Source organism: Arthrobacter sp. ISL-30, from assembly GCF_018613855.1.
Lineage (GTDB): Bacteria > Actinomycetota > Actinomycetes > Actinomycetales > Micrococcaceae > Arthrobacter.
Genome location: NZ_JAGGPK010000039.1, coordinates 36,469 through 60,765, shown reverse-complemented (window position 1 = coordinate 60,765; position 24,297 = coordinate 36,469). Strand labels below are relative to the sequence as shown.

General features: G+C 63.5%; 24 protein-coding genes and 3 tRNA genes. 18 read left to right on the top strand and 9 right to left on the bottom strand.

All coding sequences use genetic code 11. The features are described 5' to 3' along the window. Window positions 1-238: 238 nt before the first annotated feature. The 8 genes from J7E82_RS15365 to J7E82_RS15330 all read left to right on the top strand — a co-directional run bounded on the left by J7E82_RS15365 (window position 239) and on the right by J7E82_RS15330 (window position 3,230). Window positions 239-311: transfer RNA gene (locus J7E82_RS15365), tRNA-Glu, on the top strand. An 85-nt stretch (window positions 312-396) separates the two neighbouring features. Continuing rightward, window positions 397-470 (top strand) — tRNA-Asp (locus tag J7E82_RS15360). Window positions 471-518: 48 nt separating this feature from the next. Beyond that, window positions 519-594: transfer RNA gene (locus J7E82_RS15355), tRNA-Phe, on the top strand. A gap of 372 nt (window positions 595-966) precedes the next feature. Beyond that, entirely contained in the window at window positions 967-1,398 is a 432-nt protein-coding gene (locus J7E82_RS15350; RefSeq protein WP_214864177.1) for an Asp23/Gls24 family envelope stress response protein, read from the top strand. Further along, entirely contained in the window at window positions 1,395-1,586 is a 192-nt protein-coding gene (locus tag J7E82_RS15345; protein ID WP_214864128.1) for a DUF2273 domain-containing protein, read from the top strand. The genes J7E82_RS15350 and J7E82_RS15345 overlap by 4 nt, the downstream gene beginning before the upstream one ends. Further along, the gene (locus J7E82_RS15340; RefSeq protein ID WP_214864126.1) at window positions 1,583-1,966 is read left to right on the top strand and encodes a hypothetical protein; all 384 of its coding nucleotides are present in this window, start codon (window positions 1,583-1,585) and stop codon (window positions 1,964-1,966) included. Before J7E82_RS15345 ends, J7E82_RS15340 begins: the two co-directional genes overlap by 4 nt. A 92-nt stretch (window positions 1,967-2,058) precedes the next feature. Next, a complete protein-coding gene (locus J7E82_RS15335) occupies window positions 2,059-2,622 on the top strand; it encodes a DUF6286 domain-containing protein (protein ID WP_214864175.1) in 564 nt (187 codons plus the stop codon). Next, window positions 2,619-3,230 carry a hypothetical protein gene (locus tag J7E82_RS15330; protein WP_214864124.1) on the top strand — a complete coding sequence of 204 codons (612 nt, stop codon included), beginning with the start codon at window positions 2,619-2,621 and terminating at the stop codon, window positions 3,228-3,230. The genes J7E82_RS15335 and J7E82_RS15330 overlap by 4 nt, the downstream gene beginning before the upstream one ends. A gap of 88 nt (window positions 3,231-3,318) precedes the next feature. Here J7E82_RS15330 and J7E82_RS15325 read toward each other — a convergent pair whose 3' ends face one another. Then, on the bottom strand, window positions 3,319-5,088 hold the full coding sequence (locus J7E82_RS15325; protein WP_214864173.1) for a glycoside hydrolase family 13 protein: 1,770 nt from the start codon (window positions 5,086-5,088) through the stop codon (window positions 3,319-3,321). Between the two features lie 235 nt (window positions 5,089-5,323). On the opposite strand from J7E82_RS15325, the gene J7E82_RS15320 reads away from it, so the two are divergent. The 4 genes from J7E82_RS15320 to J7E82_RS15305 all read left to right on the top strand — a co-directional run bounded on the left by J7E82_RS15320 (window position 5,324) and on the right by J7E82_RS15305 (window position 9,867). Beyond that, complete coding sequence (locus J7E82_RS15320; protein ID WP_214864123.1) at window positions 5,324-6,664, top strand: ABC transporter substrate-binding protein; 1,341 nt, start codon at window positions 5,324-5,326, stop codon at window positions 6,662-6,664. Between the two features lie 96 nt (window positions 6,665-6,760). Next, the gene (locus J7E82_RS15315) at window positions 6,761-7,726 is read left to right on the top strand and encodes a carbohydrate ABC transporter permease (RefSeq protein ID WP_214864121.1); all 966 of its coding nucleotides are present in this window, start codon (window positions 6,761-6,763) and stop codon (window positions 7,724-7,726) included. After that, window positions 7,723-8,688, top strand: a complete 966-nt coding sequence (locus J7E82_RS15310) for a carbohydrate ABC transporter permease (protein ID WP_214864120.1) — start codon at window positions 7,723-7,725, stop codon at window positions 8,686-8,688. The genes J7E82_RS15315 and J7E82_RS15310 overlap by 4 nt, the downstream gene beginning before the upstream one ends. A gap of 126 nt (window positions 8,689-8,814) precedes the next feature. Next, the gene (locus J7E82_RS15305; protein ID WP_214864118.1) at window positions 8,815-9,867 is read left to right on the top strand and encodes a LacI family DNA-binding transcriptional regulator; all 1,053 of its coding nucleotides are present in this window, start codon (window positions 8,815-8,817) and stop codon (window positions 9,865-9,867) included. Window positions 9,868-9,882: 15 nt separating this feature from the next. On the opposite strand, the gene J7E82_RS15300 is transcribed toward J7E82_RS15305, so the two are convergent. From J7E82_RS15300 to J7E82_RS15285, 4 genes are read right to left on the bottom strand one after another with little or no spacing between them, the layout of a single operon-like run. Then, on the bottom strand, window positions 9,883-10,809 hold the full coding sequence (locus J7E82_RS15300; protein WP_214864116.1) for a hypothetical protein: 927 nt from the start codon (window positions 10,807-10,809) through the stop codon (window positions 9,883-9,885). Between the two features lie 18 nt (window positions 10,810-10,827). Next, complete coding sequence (locus tag J7E82_RS15295) at window positions 10,828-11,634, bottom strand: exodeoxyribonuclease III (RefSeq protein WP_214864114.1); 807 nt, start codon at window positions 11,632-11,634, stop codon at window positions 10,828-10,830. 26 nt (window positions 11,635-11,660) lie between these two features. Beyond that, complete coding sequence (locus J7E82_RS15290) at window positions 11,661-12,287, bottom strand: response regulator transcription factor (RefSeq protein WP_214864112.1); 627 nt, start codon at window positions 12,285-12,287, stop codon at window positions 11,661-11,663. Further along, window positions 12,284-13,462: a sensor histidine kinase gene (locus J7E82_RS15285; protein ID WP_214864110.1), complete on the bottom strand. Its 1,179-nt coding sequence runs from the start codon at window positions 13,460-13,462 to the stop codon at window positions 12,284-12,286. The genes J7E82_RS15290 and J7E82_RS15285 overlap by 4 nt, the downstream gene beginning before the upstream one ends. 187 nt (window positions 13,463-13,649) lie before the next feature. Here J7E82_RS15285 and J7E82_RS15280 point away from each other — a divergent pair, with 187 nt between their 5' ends. Beyond that, entirely contained in the window at window positions 13,650-14,213 is a 564-nt protein-coding gene (locus J7E82_RS15280) for a heme-binding protein (RefSeq protein WP_214864108.1), read from the top strand. Between the two features lie 234 nt (window positions 14,214-14,447). Beyond that, entirely contained in the window at window positions 14,448-15,017 is a 570-nt protein-coding gene (locus J7E82_RS15275; protein WP_308113871.1) for an ankyrin repeat domain-containing protein, read from the top strand. 145 nt (window positions 15,018-15,162) lie between these two features. Here the strand turns inward: J7E82_RS15275 and J7E82_RS15270 are convergent, their stop codons facing one another. From J7E82_RS15270 to J7E82_RS15260, 3 genes are read right to left on the bottom strand one after another with little or no spacing between them, the layout of a single operon-like run. Beyond that, window positions 15,163-16,371, bottom strand: coding sequence for an acetyl-CoA acetyltransferase (locus J7E82_RS15270; protein WP_214864106.1), 1,209 nt, complete (start codon window positions 16,369-16,371; stop codon window positions 15,163-15,165). After that, entirely contained in the window at window positions 16,368-17,063 is a 696-nt protein-coding gene (locus tag J7E82_RS15265; protein ID WP_214864104.1) for a 3-oxoacid CoA-transferase subunit B, read from the bottom strand. Before J7E82_RS15265 ends, J7E82_RS15270 begins: the two co-directional genes overlap by 4 nt. 40 nt (window positions 17,064-17,103) lie before the next feature. After that, window positions 17,104-17,820 carry a CoA transferase subunit A gene (locus J7E82_RS15260; RefSeq protein WP_214864102.1) on the bottom strand — a complete coding sequence of 239 codons (717 nt, stop codon included), beginning with the start codon at window positions 17,818-17,820 and terminating at the stop codon, window positions 17,104-17,106. Between the two features lie 191 nt (window positions 17,821-18,011). Here J7E82_RS15260 and J7E82_RS15255 point away from each other — a divergent pair, with 191 nt between their 5' ends. From J7E82_RS15255 to mmsB, 4 genes are all read left to right on the top strand, one after another. Further along, window positions 18,012-18,827 (top strand): IclR family transcriptional regulator, encoded by an 816-nt coding sequence (locus tag J7E82_RS15255; RefSeq protein ID WP_214864101.1) that lies wholly within the window; start codon window positions 18,012-18,014, stop codon window positions 18,825-18,827. 108 nt (window positions 18,828-18,935) lie between these two features. Next, a complete protein-coding gene (locus tag J7E82_RS15250) occupies window positions 18,936-20,435 on the top strand; it encodes a CoA-acylating methylmalonate-semialdehyde dehydrogenase (protein ID WP_214864098.1) in 1,500 nt (499 codons plus the stop codon). Continuing rightward, window positions 20,435-21,499 (top strand): enoyl-CoA hydratase/isomerase family protein, encoded by a 1,065-nt coding sequence (locus J7E82_RS15245; RefSeq protein WP_214864096.1) that lies wholly within the window; start codon window positions 20,435-20,437, stop codon window positions 21,497-21,499. The genes J7E82_RS15250 and J7E82_RS15245 overlap by 1 nt, the downstream gene beginning before the upstream one ends. Before the next feature lie 51 nt (window positions 21,500-21,550). After that, window positions 21,551-22,489 carry a 3-hydroxyisobutyrate dehydrogenase gene (gene mmsB / locus J7E82_RS15240; protein WP_214864094.1) on the top strand — a complete coding sequence of 313 codons (939 nt, stop codon included), beginning with the start codon at window positions 21,551-21,553 and terminating at the stop codon, window positions 22,487-22,489. A 57-nt stretch (window positions 22,490-22,546) separates the two neighbouring features. Here mmsB and J7E82_RS15235 read toward each other — a convergent pair whose 3' ends face one another. Further along, window positions 22,547-24,292, bottom strand: coding sequence for a DUF5671 domain-containing protein (locus tag J7E82_RS15235; protein WP_251041947.1), 1,746 nt, complete (start codon window positions 24,290-24,292; stop codon window positions 22,547-22,549). Window positions 24,293-24,297 lie beyond the last annotated feature (5 nt).

Sequence of the window (24,297 nt, the reverse complement as noted above, 5' to 3'; positions counted from 1 at the left end):
TCTCCGATGGTCCGAACAGACTGGCGGGATTCGGACGTGTAAGGGCAAGAAACTGCCAACTTGCTGTGGGGCCGCCTTGCCCGCCAAATGGGGCTGTTTCGGTCGCCTGTGGGGCCGATTTTGGAATCTGCAGGACTAGGCCCTATAGTTTTAGAGGTCCAGTTCGGAAGAACGGCAAAGGAAACGAACAACGGCTTCGGCCAGAAGTCGTTGCCCGTCGTGAATTCGGATGGTCCAGGCCCCCATCGTCTAGCGGCCTAGGACACCGCCCTTTCACGGCGGCGGCACGGGTTCGAATCCCGTTGGGGGTACTCAAGGAAGTGGTCAAGCCGGTCTGAAAAGTCTGGTAGGCTGGAAGCCTTGAAAAAAGCGCGGTAGCGATACCGCAACAAGCAAGGCCCTGTAGCGCAGTTGGTTAGCGCGCCGCCCTGTCACGGCGGAGGTCGCGGGTTCAAGTCCCGTCAGGGTCGCTTTGATTGCCAGAAGAAATTCCGGCGGTCATGGTGACACGTCACCTAGGCTCTGTAGCTCAGTTGGTAGAGCGTTCGACTGAAAATCGAAAGGTCACCGGATCGACGCCGGTCGGAGCCACCACTGGGAAGCATCAGTTCTTCGGAACTGGTGCTTTTCTTCTTTAACCCCCTTGTCTGTTCGGAACTCCCTTATCTAGCCGCCGCGGCCTGAACGCCCATTCCTCATACGGCATGTATCCGCCGGAATGCCAGAGGGACCAGCGGACGGGACATGCCGCCCTGACCCGGCACACTGTCTCAGGCAAGCGCTAGGGTGGTAATCAAGAGAAGGGAGTGCTTCATGGATTACCCCGACGCTAACAATCCCCGTGCCGAGAACCCCGGCGCCGAGAACCGCAGCGCTGAGAACCCCCGGGCCGAAAATCCCCATGCTGAATACCCTGCTGTCGAATACCCCGGCGAGCAATATCCGGCAGGTGTCCAATATGCGGGTGTGCAGGCCACCCCTGCGGAAGCCCTCATCGCACCTGGCAGCCTTGGCCGCACCATTATTTCGGAAACCGCAGTAGCCAAGGTCGCCGGCATTGCGGCCCGCTCCGTGCCGGGTGTTTATTCGCTGGGCTCGGGTTCCCGGGCGCTCGGTGCTATTCGCGACGCCGTCGGCAGTTCGGACCATGCTGCCGGCGTGCGTGCCGAGGTGGGCGAAACCCAGGTAGCCGTGGACATCAATCTTGTCGCCGTCTATGGCCAGCCTCTGCATGACCTCGCAAACAAGGTACGGGCCGCTGTGTATAAGGCGGTGGAGGATCTTGTTGGCCTTGAAGTCATCGAAGTGAACATCGAAATCAACGACGTCTATGTGGCCCCGCCGGTCAAACCCGGCGCCTCCCGGCCACTGGCCACGGAAAGGGAGTTGCTCCAGTGAACCTGACGGTAGTTGGAATTGCGATCGGCGCCTTCGTGGCCTTCATGTCGTTCCAATTTGGCTGGTGGGGCTTCCTGGGGTCGCTCCTGTTCATGGCAATCGGCGCACTGCTCGGCCGTGCAGCGGACGGGAAACTGGACCTGCGAAGGGTTCTTGACGCCTTGGCCGGCAGGCGCTCATCGTCATGAGCCAGGCAGCTGAGGCCGTGGCAGGCCAGGCGGCCCTGGCAGGCCACAACCGGATCAGCACCCAGGCCCTGACCTCACTTGCGCAATGCGCAGCCGCCGAAGCCCTTGGCATCGCTGCGCAGGATGTGCGCGCAGATTGGTCCGATGACGCCGGGCTGCTGGCGCTGTCCATCGTTGCTCCCATAGGTATCCCTCACCTGACAGCCGTGGTGCGCAGCCCGGGAAGGGTAGAAAGCTTTGGCGGAACCATCTGGGAGCGCGCCGTGGCGGCAAAGTCCACCATCCTTTCCCGGGTCATGGAGCTCTCCGGCTCCCGCCTGAGCCGGGTGGATATAAGGATCAGCGGAGTGCGCATTAGCGAAGGAGGCCGGGTCAGGTGACAACGGAGCCATATCCAACGGCTGGCGTCCAGGACAAAGATGCCCGGAATTCAGACACACTCGCCCGAGACAAGGTTGGCGACGACGCCGAGATGCAGCGGATCTTGCATCGCGAGACCCATTCCTCCCGAGCCGGAGTCGCAGGGCTCGCGGCCGCGCTGGTGATCGCTGTTTGCGTTTATGCACTGTTGGAATCCGCGGTACGGGCAATTGGGCAACCGCCGTGGCTGATCGATCCGCAGACCGCGGCCGAACGCCTGATCGCCCTGCCACAGGGAATTTCACTCCTCCTGCTGGGAAGCATTGGCGGGGTGGTAACCATGGTTGGCCTCTTTTTCTTCCTCAACGCCGTGCTGCCCGGCCGAAGGGCCAGGCACATCCTGCACGACGCCAGGACCGCCGTCGTGGTGGATGATGAGGTAATGGCGTCGGCACTGGCGCGCCGTGCCCGTATCGCGGCCAATGTCGGTCAGGAACAAGTGATGGTAGTTGTGTCCCGAAACCTCGTCGTGGTGAATGTGCGGCCCACGTCCGGGATTCCCGTGCAGCCGGAGGCCGTGCAGGCTGCCGTGCAGGAGGAACTGGACAACATGGGCCTGTCGCCGGACCTGAATATTCGGGTCAACGTTGCCGCCTCGGGAGTGATCGGAGCATGAACGGCACCCCAAGAACCCTAAACAGGATCCTGATCGGCACCCTCGGCGTGATCCTTATTGCCATCGGACTGCTGCTGCTCATGCTTGCCACTATTCCCGCCGTAGCCAGTTGGTGGCAGGGGTGGTCAGGAGGAGCGTGGGCACGCACTCAGGAGCTCCTGGCGCAGACCCGCTTCCCTGGACGGTCGGAAAGCTGGCTCTGGATTGTTGTGGCTGTGGTCCTTGCGTTGATCATTGGGGCCATGGTGGCCTGGGTGGCGCAGCAGGGGAAGGGCAGGGCCAACGACCTCGTGGTAGACACTGACGACGGCGATGCCGAAGGTACCGTAGTCATCGGCGGGGGAGTCGCGGAGCAGGCACTCAAGGCCGCCCTGGCTGACCGGCAGGACCTGGCCGGAGTGTCCGTGGCCACCTACGATGTAAAAGGCCGGCCCGGCCTGCGTATTCGGATTGAACCGCGTCAGGGAGTGGAGCCGCAGGTCCTGGCAGCCGAGATCTCCAGGCTGATCGAGGCCCTGGACGCCGTCATTGGCAAGCGAACGCCGGTGCTCGTCCATATTGCAAGCGGGGCACGCGCCAAACTGACGCGCGCGGAACGTGTGCGCTAGCCGCGGGGGAGCCCTGGCGCTGCAGGGCTCCCCAAGGACTACGCTAAGACCCGGGCGCGCTAAGACCGGGCGGGCTAAGACCCCCCCACTAAGACCCGACAGGGACCAAATATACGGTGCTATCCGGGAGGATGCTGACTTCGGCAGCCGTTCCTGGCTCAGAGCTTGAGAGTGCTACTGAATACCCGCCAGGGACAGGAATCACCTTGTCGCCCATATTGGCAAGCACAAGCACGTTGTTGTTCCTGAAGCCCAGGATTCCGTTGACGGGATCGTGTTCTTCTGCCCATTGGAAAGTGCCCGAACCGAGGCGGTGTTCGCGCCGCGCCCGCAGAGCACTCCGATAGAGTTCCAGCGTTGAACCGGCCACGCCGTCCTGGCGGTCTGCCGCATAATCCCTGAACGATTCCGGCTGGGGCAGCCATGGCGCCGCAGGTTCGGAAGCCTCAAGTCCGGGTGCCGGGGGACTGGAACTTCCAGCACCGTGATTGACAGCCGCGAAGCCGAAGCCGGGAGCATCCGCCTTCCAGGGCAGCGGGACGCGGCAGCCGTCACGCCCTCGTTCTACTCCCTTTGTCCGGAAGAAGCTCGGATCCTGGCGGGCCTCCGCTGGCAGGGTGGTATGTTCGGGAAGCCCCAATTCCTCTCCCTGGTAGATATAGGCGGATCCCGGCAACGCCAGAGAGATCATGGTGGCGGCGCGTGCCCGGGCCAGCCCGAGGGCGTGGTCCGGTTGTTCGTCTTCTGCCGCGATTCCCTTGGGGAAGGTAGTGGGATCCTTGAGCCCAAAGCGGCTGGGATGCCTGACGGTGTCATGGTTGCTCAGGACCCAGGTTGACGGTGCACCGACGGAGCCGGCAGCCGCCAATGAGTCCTCTATGGCTGTGGCTATCCGTTCGGCATCCCAGCCGGCCAGGAGGAAGTCGAAGTTGAATGCCTGCTGCATTTCGTCCTTGCGGATATACCTGGCCAGTCGTTCTGCTGGTTCTACCCAGGCTTCTGCCACAAGCATGCGATCGCCGTCGTATTCGGATAGCACCCGGTTCCAGTCGCGGTAGATCTCATGGACGCCGTCCTGGTCGAGGTAGGGCGACGGCGGATCCAGGGGCGGCTTGGTGCGGTGTTCCGTGTCCTCCTTGCTGGCGCCTTCCCTGACGATGGGGATGTGGGCTGTATGCGGCTCCTGCTGTTCGGTGTGGGCGCCCGGAGCCTCGCTGCCCACGGCGGTATCGCCCTCCACCATGGCCGCTACTCCCTCCCAATCCGGGAGTCCGGCTTCCTTGATCATGCCGTGGGCGACGTCAACCCGGAAACCGTCCACGCCCCGGTCGAGCCAGAAGCGCAGCACAGAGCGCATCTCCTCCCAGACTTCGGGATTTTCCCAATTGAGGTCCGGCTGCTTGGTGTCGAAGAGGTGGAGATACCATTCGCCGGGGGTGCCGTCCTTCTCGGTGATTCGGGTCCAGGCAGGGCCCCCGAAGATGGACTTCCAGTTGTTTGGAGGCAGTGCGCCGTCTTCGGCCCCGGGCCGTGAATCCTTTCCTGGGCGGAATATGTAGCGTTCACGGGCGGCCGATCCCGGCGGCGAGGCCAACGCCTCCTGGAACCAGGCGTGCTCGTCGGAAGTGTGGTTTGGCACGAGGTCGACGATGATCTTGAGTCCCAGGCGATGAGCTTTCTGCAACATTGCATCGAAGTCGTCGAGTGTGCCAAAAAGGGGGTCCACAGACCGATAGTCCGCCACGTCATACCCGGCATCCGCCTGGGGAGACTTATAGAAGGGCGAGAGCCATACCGCGTCGATTCCGAGCTTCTTAAGGTACTCCAACTTTGCCGAAATACCCTTCAGGTCGCCCATTCCGTCGCCATTTCCGTCAGCGAAGGAGCGGGGATAGACCTGATAGACAACGGCATTTGCCCACCAAATGTTGATATTGGATCCCGGGGTCGCGATTGGCGAGTAGACCACACTGTTTCCTTTCAGACACAATTCTGTGTAAACGCTTGCATTCCTCACCGCAAGGTTACTAGTGTGAGGGGCACCACATCAATCGCGCCGCCGATTTTCTTGTACTCAGCGAGGAGTCTCCAGCATGAAAAACCAAAAGTACCTTCTTCCGGCCGCAGCGGCCGGCGTTCTGGCACTTACCCTCTCGGCCTGTACCCCACCCACCGGAGGTGGGGGCGGCACCGCCACCGAGGACTGCTCCGCATACGACACCTACGGCAAGCACGAAGGCAAGACCGTGTCCGTTTACTCGACCATCGTCGACACGGAAGCGACCAGTCTCGAAGAGTCCTGGGCGCAGTTTGAAAACTGCACGGGCATCACAGTCAGATACGAAGGTAGCAAGGAATTCGAGACACAGATCGGAGTACGTGCCCAAGCCGGCAACGCCCCCGACGTCGCGATCTTCCCGCAGCCTGGCCTCCTGGCAGACCAGGCCAAGGCCGGAAACCTGAAGCCCGCGCCACAGAAGGTGTCTGATCTCGTGGATCAGAACTGGTCCGCGGACTGGAAGAAGTACGGCACAGTGGACGGTACTTTCTACGCGTCTCCAATGCTTGCAAACGTCAAGGGCTACGTCTGGTACGCCCCCAAGACCTTCCAGGACAAGGGCTGGGAGGTGCCCAAGACCTGGGACGAGATGATGACCCTGACCAGGACGATCGCCGACGACGGGACCATGAAGCCGTGGTGCGCCGGCTTTGAATCCGGCGAGGCTACCGGCTGGCCGGGTACGGACTGGATTGAGGACGTCGTGCTGCGTGCCCAGGGTCCTGAGGTCTATGACCAGTGGGTAACACACCAGATTCCGTTCAACGATCCCAGGATCGTAGAGTCCTTCAACGACGTTGGCGAGATTCTCCTCAACCCGGACTACGTCAACGGTGGCTTTGGTGATGTCCGCTCCATCCTGAGCACAGGCTTCGCCCAGGCAGGCCAGCCCGTCCTGGACGGCACATGCGCCATGCACCATCAGGCCTCCTTCCAGGCCGCCAACTGGCCGGCTGGAACAAACGTGGCTCCTGACGGCGATGTATGGGCTTTCATGACACCTCCCGTGGATGCTTCGAAGGGTACGGCTATCACAGGTGGTGGCGAAATGATCGGCGCCTACAAGGACACCCCGGAAGTCCAGGCTTACCTGGCCTTCATGGCAAGCTCCGACTTCGCCAACAACCGGGTGAAGCTTGGCGGTGCGATTAGTGCCAACAAGGGCCTTGATCCCAACAATGCCCAGTCTGAGTTGGACAAGCAGTCCATCGAGCTGCTGCAGAACCCCGAGACGGTGTTCCGTTTTGACGGTGCGGACCTGATGCCAGGCGCAGTCGGTTCCAACTCCTTCTGGAAGGGCATCGTCGCTTGGATCAACGGCACCCCCGCACAGCAGGTTGCCGACAGCATCGAGTCAAGCTGGCCGAAGGGCTAATGCCAAAGTTGCTGCCTCCCCTCGCTGGATTTGTCCGGCCGGGGAGGCAGCGCCTTTCCCGGAACTTAAAGGTCCTCGCACGCCCCGGAGGTGGGTATGGAATTTCTCGGAGGAAAACTCCTACAAGTAGTTATTGCCCTCGCGGTTTTCGCCGCAATCATCGGCCTCATCATGCTGCTGGTGGACAGGGCTCCCAAAACGGTCAAGGACAAAGTGACCGTGGCCGGATTTCTGGCCCCTGCGGCCATCTTGATGTTGGTCGGCCTGGTCTATCCCGCGGTCCGCACCTCAATGCTGGCTTTCACGGATGCCAGGGGCCAGGCGAACGGGATGGACAACTTCGTGTGGATGTTCACCCAGCCGGAGGCCGTCACTACGCTGCGGAACACTGTGATCTGGACAGTGTTGGTTCCGCTCCTGTCAACAGTGTTTGGCCTGGCATACGCGGTGTTCATCGACAAGGCCCGCGGGGAGAGGGTTCTCAAAGCGCTGGTCTTCATGCCCATGGCCATCTCCTTTGTCGGCGCCGGCATTATCTGGAAGCTCGTCTACGACTACCGTGGACCGGGCATTGAGCAGACTGGTGTCTTGAACTACATTCGGGACGCGCTGGGCCTGGGGCCGAAGCAGTTCCTGCTCGATGCACCGGAAAACACGATCTTCCTCATCATCGTCATGGTCTGGATCCAGACCGGGTTTGCCATGGTTGTCCTCTCGGCGGCCATCAAGGGCGTTCCCACGGAACTGATTGAGGCGGCCCGCTTGGACGGTGCCAATCCGTGGCAGCAATTCCGTAATGTCACCGTTCCGGGAATCAGGGGGGCATTGGTGGTCGTACTGACCACCATCACCATCGCAACGCTGAAAGTGTTCGACATCGTCCGGACAATGACAGCCGGAAACTACGACACTTCAGTGGTGGCAAACGAAATGTACACGCAGGCCTTCCGGGCGGGCGAGCCCGGCCGCGGCGCCGCTCTGGCCCTGGTGCTGTTCCTGTTGGTGCTGCCCATCGTGGTGTACAACGCACGAGTCCTTCGCAAGCAAAGGGAGATCCGATGACCGCCACCCCAGCACCGAAAGAAGCCTCGAGGGCTGGCATCCGGCAGCGTCCTGGATCCGATCCAGCCGCAGACGCGCAGCCGATCATGCGACGGGTGAAGACCAAGCTCACCTCACGCTGGGCAACCGCAGCCGCTGTTCTGATCGCCGTAGTCTGGTCCATCCCTACGTTTGGTCTTTTTGTGACTTCATTCCGGCCTGCAGCCAAGCAAATCGGTCCGCGTTCGGACGGCTGGTGGAATTCGTTTATCGACTGGGACTTTACGTTCAAGAATTACGTGGACGTCACGGTCGCCGCGGGTTCCCAGTCGCCCAACCTGTCCCAGTACTTCGTTAACTCAGTGGCGATCGTCATCCCCGTCACCGTTTTTGTCCTCGTGCTGGCTTCAATGGCTGCGTACATTTTCGCGTGGGGCAAATTCAAGGGCCGCGACGCTCTCTTCATCTTCGTGTTCGCCCTGCAGATCATCCCGCTCCAGATGGCTTTGATACCACTTCTGCAGCTCTTTACACAGGTCCTGCAGCTGCCTGCCGGTTCCTACGCCCAGCTCTGGATTGCCCACACAATGTTCGGTCTTCCGCTGGGTATCTTCCTGCTGCACAATTTCATCTCGGAAATCCCGGGAGAGGTCATCGAGGCGGCCAGGGTGGATGGCGCTGGTCACAGCACGATTTTCTGGCGAATCATCCTTCCTCTTTCCGTACCGGCATTGGCGTCACTGGCCATCTTCCAGTTCCTCTGGGTTTGGAACGACCTGCTCGTGGCCTTGGTGTTCTCCGGCGGCACGGCGGACGTTGCACCCATCACCCAGCGTCTGGCCGAGATTTCGGGTACGCGGGGTGCCAGGGACTACCTGAACCCGGCGGCAGCGTTCGTCTCGATCATCATCCCGCTGCTGGTGTTCTTTGGTTTGCAGAGGTACTTCGTCCGTGGTCTGCTGTCCGGAGGCCTGAAGGGCTGATCCAAATGCGCCGTCGGTTACGCAGATCGCCTTAGCACTGCGTGACCGACGGCTGCACAGAATAGACTGTTTTCTCGTCATTGGAAAGCAAAATGGCGGATTAGAGGCGGTCAGAGAGGGGCACCTGTGGCAAAAACAACAGGTAGGTCCCAGCGAGGTGGCCACACGGGCGTCAGCATCGAAGATGTTGCCACGGCTGCTGGCGTGTCCACTGCCACAGTTTCCCGTGCGGTCAGGGGGTTGCCTCGCGTCTCCCCGGCCACCCGGGACAAGATCCTCCACATCGCCGGCCAGCTTGGCTATGTGGCGTCGTCCTCCGCATCAGGATTGGCCACTGGTCGCACCAAGACGGTGGGGGTCCTGGCGCCATACGTGGACAGGTGGTTCTTCTTCAAGTCCATTGAAGGCGTGGACCGCGAACTCCATCAGCGGGGTTACAACCTCTCCCTCTTTAACCTTGGCGGACAACGTGGCGCCCGGGAACGCCTCTTCAGCAAGACGATGGTCTACAAGCAGATCGATGCGCTCCTGGTGCTGTGTATGTCTCTTGCGCATGAGGAAATTGAGGACCTCCAGCGCATCGACATTCCGTTGATCGTCGTGGGTGGGCCTGTTGAGGACTGTCCCAGCATCGGTATCGATGACTATGCTGCTGCGGCCGAGGCCACCACGCACCTGATCGAACTGGGCCACCGCGAAGTCGCCCTCCTCCACGGCCAGGACGATTCGGACCTTAACTTCACAGTGCCGCGGCTCCGTGTGGAAGGCTTCATGGAAACCATGGCAAAAGCCGGGGCCTCGATGCCGGCCCAGTGGGACATCTACGGGAATTTCACCGTGCGAAGCGGTCAGGAAGGCTTTGACACGCTCTGGGCCAAGCCCGGGCCCAAGCCGACGGCCATCTTCTGCGCCTCGGATGAGATGGCTATCGGCGCAATGCTTCAGGCACGGCGCAGGGGAGTGCAGGTCCCCGAAGACCTTTCGATCATCGGAATCGACAACCATGAGTTCTCGGATGCTATGGGACTGACCACTGTTGCCCAGGATCCGGTGGAGCAGGGCCAGCAGGGCACGCGGATGCTTCTCGACGAACTTGCCGGTACTACAGGAGCGGTGCGTTCAATGCTGGCACCACATCACCTGATCGTTCGCGAATCAACGGCACCGCCGTCGCGCTAGGCCACAAGCCCCCACTCAGGAAGCCCGGGCAAGCTGTCGGATCGGGATCCAGCGCGAGGCCAGCCGCCGGTAGGCTGCGGCGGCTCCGGTCATATCGCCTTCCGCAAGGCATTCGATCCCCAGCCGCACGTCCATCGGCGAATCGTCCGGATACACCTTGTCTGCCACGGCGCCGTAGTCGAGCTCCACCATGGACTGCACGTGGAACAGCTCCAGCCACTCCGTCAGCTGCGTGAGGTCGTCCAGCATGTCAAGGTCTGGAGCGGCCAGGGCAAGATGAGCCACGGCGAAGCGTGCACGCTCCAGTGCTTCCATCAACGACGTCCACACCCGTACCGTGAGGATCCGTCCGCCCGATTCCACCACGTCCTTGCGGTCCGATTCGGCGAAGAGGGAAAACCAGCTGAAGGGAATGCCCCACGTGGACGCCCTCGTGTGAACCCGCTTCGCGTCTTCCCCGGCCGTGGCGCGGTCAATGCGCAGCTGGTGGCGGTCCCGCTGCTCGACGGGGATCAGCATCTCCGCCAAGGGACCGTGGATGCCCTCCATCAGGGCGTTGGCTGCCAGCCCTGCGCGGATCACCAGCTGGCTGGGGCAGTACAGAAGCCGGCCGTCGCTGTCGTCTTTCCTGCTCGGGTCCGAGCTGCTGGAGTGGTCGGAACCCTGGGAGGAGTCCGAACCGCCGGAACTGTCCTCTGGAATCCGGGTAATCCGCACCAGATCCGTGCGGCCCGTGGGGAAGGGGTCGCCGCCGTCGCGCGTTATCCTGCCGAGCGAGGCGAGCAGCTCCGCGTTTTCGATGGCGGCACGGGAGCCGCCGCTGCTGCTGGCTGCCACGAGTTGCCGCCTCTGTTCCAGGGGGAACGCTTCAAGAGGTTCGTAAATGCGCAGCGCGGAAGAGAAGGGTAGTCCCGCCTGGCCCCGATACAGATTTCCGCTCATTGACGACCAACCCCTTCCTCAGTCTGCGAACTCCACGATGACGGGAGCATGGTCCGAAGCGCCCTTGCCCTTGCGTTCCTCACGGTCGATCATGGCCCCGGTCGCACGGGAGGCCAAAGCAGGGGAGGTAAGGATGAAATCGATCCGCATGCCCTCCTTCTTAGGAAAGCGAAGCTGTGTGTAGTCCCAGTAGGTGTAAACGCCGGGACCCGGAGCAAAGGGGCGGACAACGTCCGTGTAGCCAACGGTTTCGAACGCCCTGAAGGCTTCGCGCTCCGGCTCGCTGACGTGGGTCAGCTCCGCGTTGCGGAAGTAGTCTATGTCCCAGACGTCCTCGTCCCGCGGGGCAATGTTCCAGTCACCCGTGAGGGCGATCTGTGCCTCCGGGTCGATGGTGAGCCACTTGGCGGCCTCGCTCTTCAGGATGTCCAGCCACTGCAGTTTGTAAGGCATGTGTTCATCGTTCAGGGAACGGCCATTCGGAACGTAAAGGCTCCACACCCTCACCCCTCCACAGGTAGCGGCCATGGCCCGTGCTTCCTGCACCGGGTCCTTGCCATCCTTGCCATACGGCGGCTGCTGCAGGAAGGTGCGTTCGACGTCGTCGAGTCCGACCCGCGACACGATCGCCACCCCGTTCCACTGGTTCACGCCGAAGTGCGCCACTTCGTAGCCCATCCGTTCGAAGAGTTCCCACGGGAAGTTGTCGTCGGTGCACTTGGTCTCCTGGATGGCGAGCACATCACAGTCGCTGCGCTGTAGCCAGGCCTCAACACGGTCGGCACGGGCACGCAGCGAGTTCACATTCCAGGTAGCTATCTTCACAGCCACTAACTTACCGAACTTGGGCGTCAGCGCATCCCCTCGCGACGGATGGCTGTGGCTATGGCCGCCGCACGCGTTTCGACGCCCAGCTTGGCGTAGATGTGGGCCAGATGCGTCTTGACGGTGGCCTCGGAGATGAACAATCGCCTGCCCAGCTCACGGTTGCTCAGGCCCTGCGTCAGGAGGCTGAGCAGTTCGGCCTCCCGCGGCGTCAGGATCTCCTCGGGGTTGCGCATCTGCTGGAAGAGCCTGGAGGCCACCGGTGCGCTCATTACGCTTCGGCCCTCCACAGCGCCCCTGATGGCCGAGAAGATTTCCTCCGGGGCCGCGTCCTTCAACAGATAACCCATTGCCCCGGCGTCTACGGCCCTGACGATGTCGGCGTCGGAGTCGTAAGTGGTGAATACCAGGACGGCCTGCCGAGGGTTGGCCTGCCGGAGTTTCCTGATTGCCTCGATTCCGTCCAGCCCCGGCCCCATGGCCAGGTCCATCATGACCACATCGGGAGTATGCTCCGCGGCAGCCGCGAGGCCCTCCTCACCTGTCGATGCCTCCGCAACGACGGCAATATCCGCCTGGGTGCCGAGCAGCGCCCTGAGCCCGCTGCGGACCACGAGGTGGTCATCCACAAGGACCACGCTGATGGTCTTCATAAGGATTCCCCTGCTTCACCGTCTCGTTCATTAGTGGGCAGCCAGGCAGCCACCACGGTGCCTTCGCCCGGCGCGCTTTCAACGGAGAATACTCCTCCCAGCTGCTCCACCCGTTGTCGCATAGCGCGCAGGCCGTAGCCTCCGGCTTTCGAGGGTGAAGGTGCGGTTGAGGGGTCGAAGCCGATACCGTCGTCGAAAACGTCCAGGGTGACTGCACCCGGAAGGTAACCGAGAGTGACACTCGCGTTCTCTGCCCGGGCGTGGAACTTGATGTTGGCGGCGGCACTCTGGACCACGCGGAGGAGGGCATGCCGAACATCCGGCGGTAGTTCCCGAGGCCCGCCGGTGACCTGCAGCCGGACCCCCGGAAGGTAACGGGAGGCCGCTTCCAGCAAGGCCTGGGGGAGCGGTGCATGATCCATCGAGGGCGTGGACAGCTCGTGGACCAGGCTACGAGTATCGGACAGATTCTCGCGCAGGAGCGCGGTGGCACGGCCGACGTCGGCGCGCGCAGAGGGCTCGGGCCAGGAGCGATGGGCCGCCTCAAGCAGCAGGACTCCACTGGCAAGGCCCTGGGTCACGGTGTCGTGGATTTCGCGGGAAACGCGCTCGCGTTCGGCCGCCACTCCGGCAGCCCTTTCGCTGGCGGCCAGCCGTTGCTGTGCTTCCGCCACTTCCTCGTGAAGTTGGCGCTGCACCAACGCGTCGTTCTCAATCCGGTCATAGACCAGGGTCAGGAGTACACCGGCGGCCAGGGGCCCCAGCAGCATGGCGATATCCGTGCCGCCGCTGAGCCGGAAGAGCCCGACGGCGGTGGCAGCCGCCGTCGTTCCTCCCGCCACATACGCCACCCAGCCGTCGAACGCGGTGCGGCAGAGGAAGAACACGGCCAGCGAACCCCAGGCGAAGCTTGGCGCGACGATCACCAGGACCGCCCACAGGGCCACGAGCGCGAACATCCACGGAACCCAGGGCTTCCTGCGCTGCGCAAGCACGGCGATCACCGCGTACAGCGCGCAGACCGCGACGGCGAGGGCCAGCACCCAAAGGTTGTCCTCCGGACTATGGCGCAGGACATAGCGGACTCCGGAAGCCACCATGAGCACAGCAAAGCCCAGGTGGACTGCGGCGTCGATTCGGCCTGTGTCGATTCTGCCTGTGGTGGTTGCGGGCATGTGGCTCCCGTTGCTGTGATGGTCTTCTCCACAATGCTAGGCGCCGGAAGCCCGGCAGTGCCCTCAGCCTTTTGGCTGATACGCCTGGCGAAAAGCATGAGGTCACCCCAACCGGCAGGCCGATGCCCTCCTTCCGCTCCCACGGAACCATGGATTTGTACCCGTCATGGAACCAGAAGGAGTAAACGTGAAGAAGTCCAGCAAGATGTTCGCCGCCGCCGCTGTCGGTGCACTGGTGCTGACCGGAGGCGTAACCGCCGTCGCCAATGCTGTAACCCCTGCCGCACCTGCCGTTTCCCGCATGAATGATGCGGCTCCGGCACCCGAGAGCGTGGTTGCGCAGAACCGGGTCACGGCCGGCGCCTCGAGCAATGCGGTGAACGCCGCCCTGGCCAAGTGCCAGTCGGACAAGTTGCCGTTCGTCACCGTGGCGCTCGTCGACCGCTTCGGCACCGTCCAGGCGCTGTTGCGCGGCGACAACGCAGCCGCTCACACCATTGAAGCGGCCAAGCAGAAGGCTTACACGGCCGCCGCCTTCGGGGCTCCCACCAGCGAACTTGCGAAGCGCGTCACCGGGAACGGCCCGGGCATCGACGACCTTCCGGGAACCCTTTTCCTGGCCGGCGGTGTTCCGCTGAAGGTCAACGGCGTCTCTGTGGCCGGTATCGGCGTCGGGGGTGCCCCTGATGGGATGCTCGACGAGGCCTGCGCCACGGCAGGTGCCGAGGCCATCGCCGGACTGGCGAAGTAACTTGAGGTCTACGGGCGTCGGCGTAGGCTCGGATTTGTGATGCGTGGTGGACGGCAACGGCAACGGCGACGTCGACTGCCACGGCGAGGCGCTGCGGCTTCGGCGCTGCTGATAGCGCTTGCCCTGGCGGTTTCGGGCTGCGTTGGTGGCCGGGCGGCGGAATCGCCGCCCGGAAGCCCGCCGCCCGGGAGCCCGGCGTCGGGAAGCCCTGCGTCGGGAAGCCCGCCGCCGACGGTGACCTCAACAACCTCAGCACCCGCGTCGCCAACCGGCGCCCAGTCCAGCAAACCGGCCCTCAGCCAGGAAGCCCAGATGCAACTGGACGCCGAACTCATCCGCGCTGCCAAGGCCAACGATCCGAAACGCGTGGCTGAGTTGATCGCGGCGGGCGGGAACGTCAATGCCAAGGACGCTATCCAGGACTCGGCATTCCTCTATGCCGGGGCGGAGGGCTTCAACGAGGTCCTGCAGCTGACCCTCGCCAATGGCGCGGACGTCAGGAGCACGAATCGCTTCGGAGGGACGGCGCTCATCCCTGCCAGCGAACACGGCCACGTGGAAACCGTGCGGATCCTCATAGCCGCCGGCGTCCCCGTCAACCATGTCAACAACCTGGGCTGGACGGCCATCCAGGAGGCCATCCTGCTGAACAACGGTGGTCCCAGGCAGCAGGAAGTGGTCAGGCTCCTCCTGGAAGCGGGGGCCGATCCGAATATCCGCGACGCCCAAGGACGCACTGCCCTGCAGAATGCCGAGCGGCTGGGTTATGCGGAGATTGCTTCTTTGATCCGAAGCCGGGGCTAGGCGGCTGGACACCTACCCCTAGGGCGCTTACTCCTAGGGCGCTGGAACTCCCCACCTTTGACGGGAATCCTCGACGGCGACCCGCGCCACAATGCGGGCGCGGCCGTCGTCGGGCCTCAAAAGCGGGGAGTTCCAGCGGGGCTCCCTAGACGGCCTCCAACACGCTGACGTAGTTGGCTATCCCCACTCCGCCCATATTCTGCACGGCGGCCGTGCGCGGGTTGGCCAGTTGCATATCCCCGGCGGTGCCCGAGAGTTGCATGGCGGCAATAACGTGCTGGGAAACGCCGGTGGCGCCGACAGGATGACCCTTGGCCTTGAGCCCGCCGGAGACGTTGACAGGTAGCTTGCCGTCCTTGAAGACCCAGCCTTCCTCCAAGGCGCGGGCGCCCTGGCCCGGCTCCGTCAGCCCCATCGCCTCGTACATCAGCAGTTCGGCAATGGTGAAGCAGTCGTGGACTTCGGCGAAGTCCACGACCTGGATTCCGACGCCGGCCATCGTTAGGGCGCGCTGCCAGGACACCCGGGTGGCGGCGAACGCCGTCGGATCCCGCCTCTCGGCAGGGAAGAAGTCATTGGCGTGGCCGAAACCGGCCAGTCGCACCGGGCTTGTGGAGGCGGCCGACCCGGGTGAGGTGGACAGCACGACGGCGGCAGCGCCGTCGGACACGGGGGAGCAGTCGGTGCGGCGCAGCGGGTCCGCCACCATCGGATTCTTGTCCGACACAGTGCGGCAGAACTCCTCGCCCAGGTCCTTCCGAAGCTGCGCGTAGGGGTTGTCAACGCCGTTGCGGTGGTTCTTGGCGGCGATGGTTCCGAGGACGTCACCGAGTTTCCCGCCTCCGGGGAGGCTGGAACCGTAACGCTTTTCGTAGTGTTTTGCCACCTCGGCAAAAAGCCCGGTAAAGCCGGTGTTGGAGGCCTTGCCGGCCATGTCATGGTCGGCGCCCAGCAGGGCAGCTCCTACGACGTCGGCGCTGGCGTGCGTCATCTTTTCCGCCCCAATAACCAGCACATTCCGGGCCGTGCCGGCGAGGAGGGATTTGACGCCCTGCTGGAAGGCCGCCGAACCCGACGCGCACGCGTTCTCCACCCTCGTGGCCGGAACATTGGCCAGCTCGGGCGAGACCTGCAGGGCCAGGGACGACGGGAAGGCAAGGGGCATCATGCCGGAATTGAACTGGCCAAGGTAGATTTCATCGATCTGTCCGGGTTCGACGCCGGCATTGGCCAGGGCCTCGGTGGCCACTTGGACGATCAGGGATTCCAGTGTTTCTTCGTTGAGTTTGCCAAAGCGGCTGTGTCCCCAGCCGGTCAGCAGGACGTCCTTGTTGAATTGTTCGCGCAGGCTCATGCTGCCACTCCTTCTTTTTCGAGCCGGATGTCAAAGCTCGCCTGGGTCTTCTCCCGGATTTCTTCCATTGTCACGCCGGGAGCCAGGCGTGTCAGGACCAGCCGCGGGTGGTGATCGCCGCCGTCACCCTGGTTGCCGCCGTCGTCTTTGTAGAGGTCAAAAACTGCGAGGTCGCTGATGATTCGATCCACCACGCCCTGCCCCGTCAGGGGGAGGGTGCATTCGGTCACGATCTTGGGTGTGCCGTCCTTGGCGACGTGTTCAGTCAAGACCACCACACGGGGTGTGCCGGCGACGAGGTCCATGGCGCCGCCCATGCCCTTGACCATCTTTCCTGGGATGGTCCAGTTGGCCAGGTCGCCATTGCCGGCCACCTGCATGGCACCGAGGATGGCCACCTTCACGTGGCCGCCGCGGATCATGCCGAATGAAGTGGCGGAGTCGAAGATGCTGCCGCCGGGCAGGACCGTGACGGTCTGCTTCCCCGCATTGATTAGGTCGGCGTCTTCCTCGCCCTCGAACGGAAACGGACCCATGCCCAGCAATCCGTTCTCGCTCTGCAGCACCACCCGGACGCCCTCGGGCAGGTTGTTGGCGACGAGCGTGGGAATGCCGATCCCGAGGTTGACGTAGTCGCCGTCGTTGAGTTCTTCCGCCGCGATGGCGGCCATTTGCTCACGTGTCCATGCCATGGTTGTTCTCCTCAGGAGGTTGGATCAGGAAGTCGATCATTCAGGCCGAAACGGCTTCGCGACGCGGACGCACGGTGCGCTGTTCGATGTCCTTCACCCGGTTGCTGGCCTGCACGAGCCGTTGGACGTAAACCCCTGGGGTGACGACGTGGTTGGGGTCCAGGACTCCCGGCTCCACGATGACTTCGGCCTCGACAATGGTGACCGCGCCGGCCGTCGCGACCACTGGATTGAAGTTCCGCGCTGTGTAGCGGTAGCTCAGGTTGCCGTCCGTGTCCGCCGTGTGGGCGTGGACAAGCGCGACGTCGGCCACGATGCCGCGCTCGCGGACGTACAGCTTTCCGTCGAATTCCTCGTGCGGCTTCCCTTCTGCCACGACTGCCCCGACGCCGGTCCGGGTATAGAAGGCGGGGATGCCCGCGCCGCCTGCCCGCAGGCGCTCGGCCAGCGTCCCCTGCGGCGTGAATTCGACCTCGAGCCTCCCGGAAAGGTACTGCTCGGCGAACAGCCTGTTCTCGCCCACATAGGAGGCGACGACCTTGCGGACCTGGCCGGCCTCGATCAGGACTCCGAGGCCCTTGCCGTCTACTCCCATGTTGTTCGAAACGACAGTAAGGTCCCTGACCCCGGAATCCCTTACGGCATCGATAAGGTCAGCGGGAATGCCGCTGAGGCCGAAGCCTCCGACTGCGAGGGTCATGCCGTCGTGCAGGATGTCCTGCAGCGCGGAGGCTGGGGTGGCGCGGAGCTTGGCCATCGGATCTCCTTATGGGGTTGGCTATCCACTTTGTGGACTTTTTCTGCTGAAATGGAAGCCTACTGGTTCCCCTCCAGTGGCGGTCAATGGCATCAATGGCCGAGAAAGCATGATTGCTCAGGGTGTGGACGACGGCGGGCTTATTGTCCATATTGTGGATGATTTATCTTTGAGAAGGTGAAGGGTGGCAGATGGCACAACGTGGAGTTCCGGCAAAGGCCCAGCCAAACGCTGTCCAGGGTGCCCAGGTGGTGGGCAGGGTGGCGCAGCTGCTGCGGCTCGTGGGCCGCAAACCTGAAGGCACGTCGATCGCCGGCTTGGTCCGGGAATCCGGATTGACGAGGCCCACGGTGCATCGCCTCCTGGCATCCCTGGCGGCCGAAGGGCTGTTGGACCACGACTCCGCGACGGGGAAATGGGTGCTCGGTCCCGAGGTGTTCCTCCTCGGCTCGGTCGCCGCGGCGCGCTTTCCGATGGAGGATATTGCACGGCCCAGCCTGCAGAGGCTTGCGGAGGAAACCGGAGAGAGCGCCTTCTTCTCCATCCGGCGCGGCAATGAAACTGTGTGCGTCCTGAGGGAAGAAGGCAGTTTTCCGGTGAGGTCGTTCGTGCTGCATGAGGGTGTGCGCTTTCCGCTGGGAGTTGCTTCCGCAGGAATGGCCATCATGGCTTTCCTTCCTGCCGACGAGCAGGAAAGCCTCCTGTCAGGCTGGGCCGCCCATGCCGGTGAGTTTGCCGTCGGCCATACTGCCGACGTCGTACGGCACAACCTGGAGGAGACTCGGCTGCGCGGCTATTCCGTGAATCCCGGCCTGGTCCTGGAGGGCAGTTGGGGGATGGGGGCGGCGGTGTTCAACCAGGAGGGAAAGCCAGCCTGGGCGCTGTCCCTCACAGGCATCGAGCCGCGTTTCAGGCCCGAGCGGCAGGAGTTCCTAGGCAGGCTTCTCCTTGAGGAAGCGCATCGGATGAGCACCCGGCTGGCCGCTGGCCGAACCTCTGGAAATTAGTAGGAAGTCCGAGTATATTCGGCATCAGAGATGACCTGGGTCACAGTCTGAGCAGTGTCCGCACACTACGCGGCAGGTCATTCACACGATGCAAAGGAGCATTCCATCATGGTGCGCGAACTCTCCCATTACATTGACGGCCAAAGGATCGAAGGCACCTCCGGCCGTTTCGGCGACGTCTACAACCCTTGCACCGGTGAAGTGCAGGCCCGCGTCCCCCTGGCGGGCAGGGAAGAAGTCGGCAACGCCATTTCCAACGCGGAGAAGGGGCAGCTCGAATGGGCCGCCATGAATCCCCAGCGCAGGGGCCGGATCCTGCTGAAGTTCGTCGATCTGGTCAACCAGCACATGGACGAGCTCGCCGAACTGCTGTCCTCGGAGCATGGCAAAACCTTTCTGGATTCAAAGGGTGACATCCAGCGCGGCATCGAGGTAGTGGAATTCGCGGCCGGCGCGCCGCACCTGCTGAAGGGCGAGTTCACCGACGACGCCGGAGCAGGTATCGATGTCCATTCCATGCGGCAGCCTCTCGGCGTAGTAGCTGGGATCACCCCCTTCAATTTCCCCGCGATGATTCCACTGTGGAAGTCCGGACCCGCCCTGGCTGCCGGCAACGCCTTCATCCTCAAGCCCTCAGAGCGCGACCCCTCGGTGCCGCTGCGCCTGGCCGAACTTTACAGCGAGGCCGGAGTGCCCAACGGGGTCTTCAACGTGGTCAACGGGGACAAGGAGGCAGTGGATGCGCTTCTCGAGGATCCGCGCGTCAAGGCCATCGGCTTTGTCGGTTCCACGCCGATCGCCCAATACATCTACGCCACCGCGGCGGCGCACGGCAAGCGCGCCCAATGCTTCGGCGGCGCCAAGAACCATATGGTGATCATGCCCGACGCCGACCTGGACATGGCAGCCGACGCCCTGATCGGTGCCGGCTACGGGTCCGCCGGCGAGCGCTGCATGGCAATTTCCGTAGCCGTGCCCGTTGGCGAGGCCACTGCCAACGCCCTTGTTGAGCGGCTGCAAAAGCGCGTCAAGGAGCTGAAAGTCGGCCCCAGCCTGGACAAGGACGTGGACTTCGGACCCGTTGTGACGGGGGCCGCCAAGGAGCGGATCGAGGGCTACATCCAGTCCGGGCTCGATGATGGCGCCGAGCTCCTGGCTGACGGACGCGGCCTCACCGTGGAAGGTTACGACGGCGGCTTCTGGCTGGGTCCCACGCTGTTCGACCACGTCACCAAGGACATGAAGGTCTACAAGGAGGAGATCTTCGGGCCTGTGCTGAGCGTCATTCGGGCGGCCAACTACGAGGAAGCGCTCCGGCTCTGCAGCGAGCACCAATATGGCAACGGTGTCGCGATCTTCACCCGCGACGGCGACTCCGCGCGCGACTTCGCCAGCAGGGTTGAAGTAGGCATGGTGGGGGTCAACGTCCCCATCCCCGTGCCCATTGCCTACTACACCTTTGGTGGCTGGAAGGCGTCGGGCTTCGGCGACCTGAACCAGCACGGCCCGGACGCCTTCCGCTTCTACACCAAGACCAAGACGGTGACCTCGCGTTGGCCCTCCGGCATTCGCCAGGGCGCCAGCTTCATCATGCCGGAAGGAAGCTAATGGGGGACCCCGCAATCACTGATGAGGTGCTGTTCGAGCGCAGGGGGAGGCTCGGCGTCGCCATCCTGAACCGGCCCAACGCCGTCAACGCCCTCACCGCAGGGATGGTGGCCGCCATATTTGAGCAGCTCAGCGAGTGGGCCGGGGATGACGACGTGGAGGCCGTCCTCCTGCGGGGAGCGGGACACCGCGGCCTGTGTGCCGGCGGCGACATCGTTGCCATCTATACGGATATCCTCGCCGGGGGAGACCGGACACCTGAGTTCTGGCGGATGGAGTATCGGCTGAACGCCCTGATCGCCCGCTATCCGAAGCCCTACATCGCGTTGATGGACGGCCTCGTGCTAGGCGGGGGAGTGGGGATTTCGGCTCATGGCTCGGTGCGCGTCGTGACGGAACGGACGCGTACCGGCATGCCGGAAACCACCATTGGTTTTGTGCCCGACGTCGGCGGCACCCTGCTGCTGTCGCGCTCGCCGGGTGAGGCGGGGACCCACGCAGCCCTGACCGGAGCCCACCTCGACGGCGGCGACGCCGTCTTCCTCGGCCTGGCCGACCACTTCGTGCCGTCCGGGAAGCTGGACGACTTCGCAGCCGCACTCGAAGACGGGACGATCGAGGCCGCCGTCGAGCGCTTCGCCGAAGAACCTCCGGCGTCGGCCCTTCAATCCAGCATGGATTGGATCGACGCCTGCTACGGCTCGGACAACGCAAGCACGATCGTGGCCCGGCTTCATGCCGTGGGCGGCGACGCCGCTGACGCCGCCAGGATGATCGAGACGAAATCGCCGACGGCCGTGAAGGTTACGCTGGCCTCCCTCCGGAGGGTCCGGGGAATGAGCCTGGAGGAAGCGCTCGACCAGGAGTATCGGGTAGGGCTGCGCTGCCTTGAAGGTCCCGATTTCCGCGAGGGCATCCGGGCGCAGGTGGTGGACAAGGACCGCAACCCGCGGTGGCGGCCGGCGTCTTTGGCGGAAGTGTCCACAGACATCGTCGAGGGATTCTTCGCCCCGTTGGGCGAGCGGGAACTGGGCCTCGCCTCCATCCGGGCAGATGCCAGCTGAAGTGTCCTGAAGGCCGGAAGGTTCGCTGAAAGTGCAGTCAAAGGAGACGAAATGACGGAAAACCCAACCCCCGACCCTGCCGCCATCGGTACCATTGCCTTCCTCGGACTGGGGCATATGGGCGGTCCCATGGCGGTGAACCTGGTCAAGGCCGGGTACAGCCTGGCAGCGTACGATCCCGTGCCGGCTGCGCTGGAGGCCGCACGCGAACACGGCATTGCCACTGTGGATTCCGCCGCCGAAGCCGTCAAGGACGCGTCAGTCGTATTGACGATGCTTCCCAGCGGCCGGCATGTCCTGGATGCCTATCGGGGAGTCGACGGCGGGCCAGGCCTCCTGTCCCAGGCACCACCGGACACGCTGTTCCTGGATTGCTCCACCATCAATGTGGACGAGGCCCGGGAGGCTGCGGAAATCGCCCTCGAGGCCGGTCACCGCTCCGTGGATGCTCCAGTCTCCGGTGGCGTGGTGGGCGCCGAAGCGGGAACGCTGACGTTTATGGTGGGTGCCCTGCCCGAAGACTTTGAAACCGTGAAACCGGTGCTCGAAGTGATGGGCCGGAGGATCGTGCACTGCGGGGACCACGGCTCAGGGCAGGCCGCCAAGGTGTGCAACAACATGATCCTCGGTGTTTCCATGATTGCTGTTTGCGAAGCGTTTGTGCTCGGGGAAAAGCTTGGCCTGAGCCATCAAGTGCTGTTCGACGTAGCCTCCAACGCCTCTGGGCAGTGCTGGGCGCTGACCACGAACTGCCCGGTGCCCGGCCCTGTCCCAACGAGTCCGGCCAACAGGGACTACCAGCCCGGATTCGCCGGAGCCCTCATGGCCAAGGACCTTCGGCTGGCGGTGAATGCAGTGGAGGGCACCGGAGCAGTGGCTGAAATGGGCAGGCTGGCCTCACGAATCTACGACGCCTTCGCAGAGGGCGACGGAGCGACCCGGGATTTCTCCGGCATCATCAACGACATCCGCGAGAAGTCCGGCGGGTAGCCTGGCGGGCCGGAGGATGACAGCCCGGGCCGCGCGGACGACGGCGGAGGCCGCGTTTCATCGGACCGCACCGCCCGTCTCCACCGGAATCACGTCAATGTGCATTCTTTGGCCATTTTCCCTGTCGACTACAAGCAGCACATGTCCTGCTGTGATGCCTTCAAGGGCCTTGGTTACCTGCTCACGAAGCGCCGCCTGTCGCGCCTCCTCGTCCACCCGCGCCTCCTCGTCAACCCCCGACTCGCCATCGACTCCTGTAGGGGCCGCCGAACCGGCCTCCGAGGCGGATGGTGCGGCGACGCCGTCGGCACGTCTCCAAACAGTGACGTAGGCTCCGCTTGCGTCACTGACGGCCTGGGACAACACTTCCTCATTGGAACCTGTCACCAGGGTGACATGCCCTATCGTCCGGGCCCTGGGCGCGACGGCGGCGACGAGCGCTCGGTCATGCCGCCATGCCGCGAAGTGGTAGCCCGCCACGAGCCCGGCCGCCACCAGCAGCCCGAAGGGAGCGCGGACCCGGTCCAGCATGCTGCCTTCCGACACCTCGCCGAGGAGGAATTCGAAAAGCCGGTACCCAATGACCAGTAGCGCGATGAGCGCAACCACGGCGCTGATCCCGAAGAACACGATGAGGTAGACACGCCTGCCGGGAGGGATGTCCTCGGCCGATTGCGGCCGCCTCATCGGCTTCCACGCCTGCCACCAGACGGGACCTCCAACAACGAGGGAGCTGATGCCTCCAAGGAGCAGGGTACGCGTGGCGCTTCCTGCCAGCGGCGAAACCGCTGCGGCAAGGGTTGCGTTGATGATGACACCGACGCCGGAGGCAGCTGCCACCAGGCTAACTCCCGATGTCACCAGCAGGCTCGCGCGCCTTGTCTCAGCGGATCGTTCCGCTGCCACAGTGCGGTGATAGCGCCATACCAGGGCGCCGACGGCGGCGGCTGCCAGTGCGGGGGCGAGCGGCTCCAGCAGCCCAGTGATGCTGTTGCTCCTGTCGAAGGCCAGCCGCAAAAGCACAAAGAGCACGACGCCGAACCCGCCTAACGCAGTCAGGCCTGCGGCGAATACCCCCACAACGATGAGGGCAACATTCATGAGGCCGGTCCGTAGCCGATGTCCTCCCCCGCGGAACCAGTGCCACCACCAAATGAGGCCCCCGCCTATGGCCCAGATCAAGGACCGTAGCACGGGTTGCCACCACAGGTCCGTGCCCGGGGTGAGGCTGCTATCACCGCGGATGGCGACGTCCAGCAAACCGCTTAAGGCGCTAATGAAAGCGCCGGTAGCAAGGATCAGGCCGAAGAGCGTTCCAAGGACGGCGGGGACATCGTCAAGGTTTGTTGGGCTTTTGAATGTGTGCCGCCACATCCAACGGTGCCACAGCCACACTCCACTCCACACCAGTCCGCTGGACAGAGGTGAATACCATTGCGGCTCGAAGCGCCCGATGAAGGAAGTTGCGGTAGCAAGCAGCCCGGTAGTCGCAACGACGAGCGAGACCGTGTACATGCCGGCAAGATAAAGGCCCCATCCGGGTGCGGCTCGCTCCGCCTCCTCGTCCAGCCTCTTCCAAACGAACCACCAGAGCAGGCCCGCGAGCGGTCCCCCGATCAAGGTGAAGGCAAAGGCGCGGGCAAGGCCGCCGACGGCGCTTGTGGCAAGCACTGACTCGGAACTGAGGAGGCGCTCAAGGAGCCCACTGATCCCGATCGCCGTGATTATCACTAACGCGAACAACAGCACGTACAGGATCAGCCGGCGGAGGACGTTTTGGGCCGGACCCGCTGTGGAAACCATTGCCG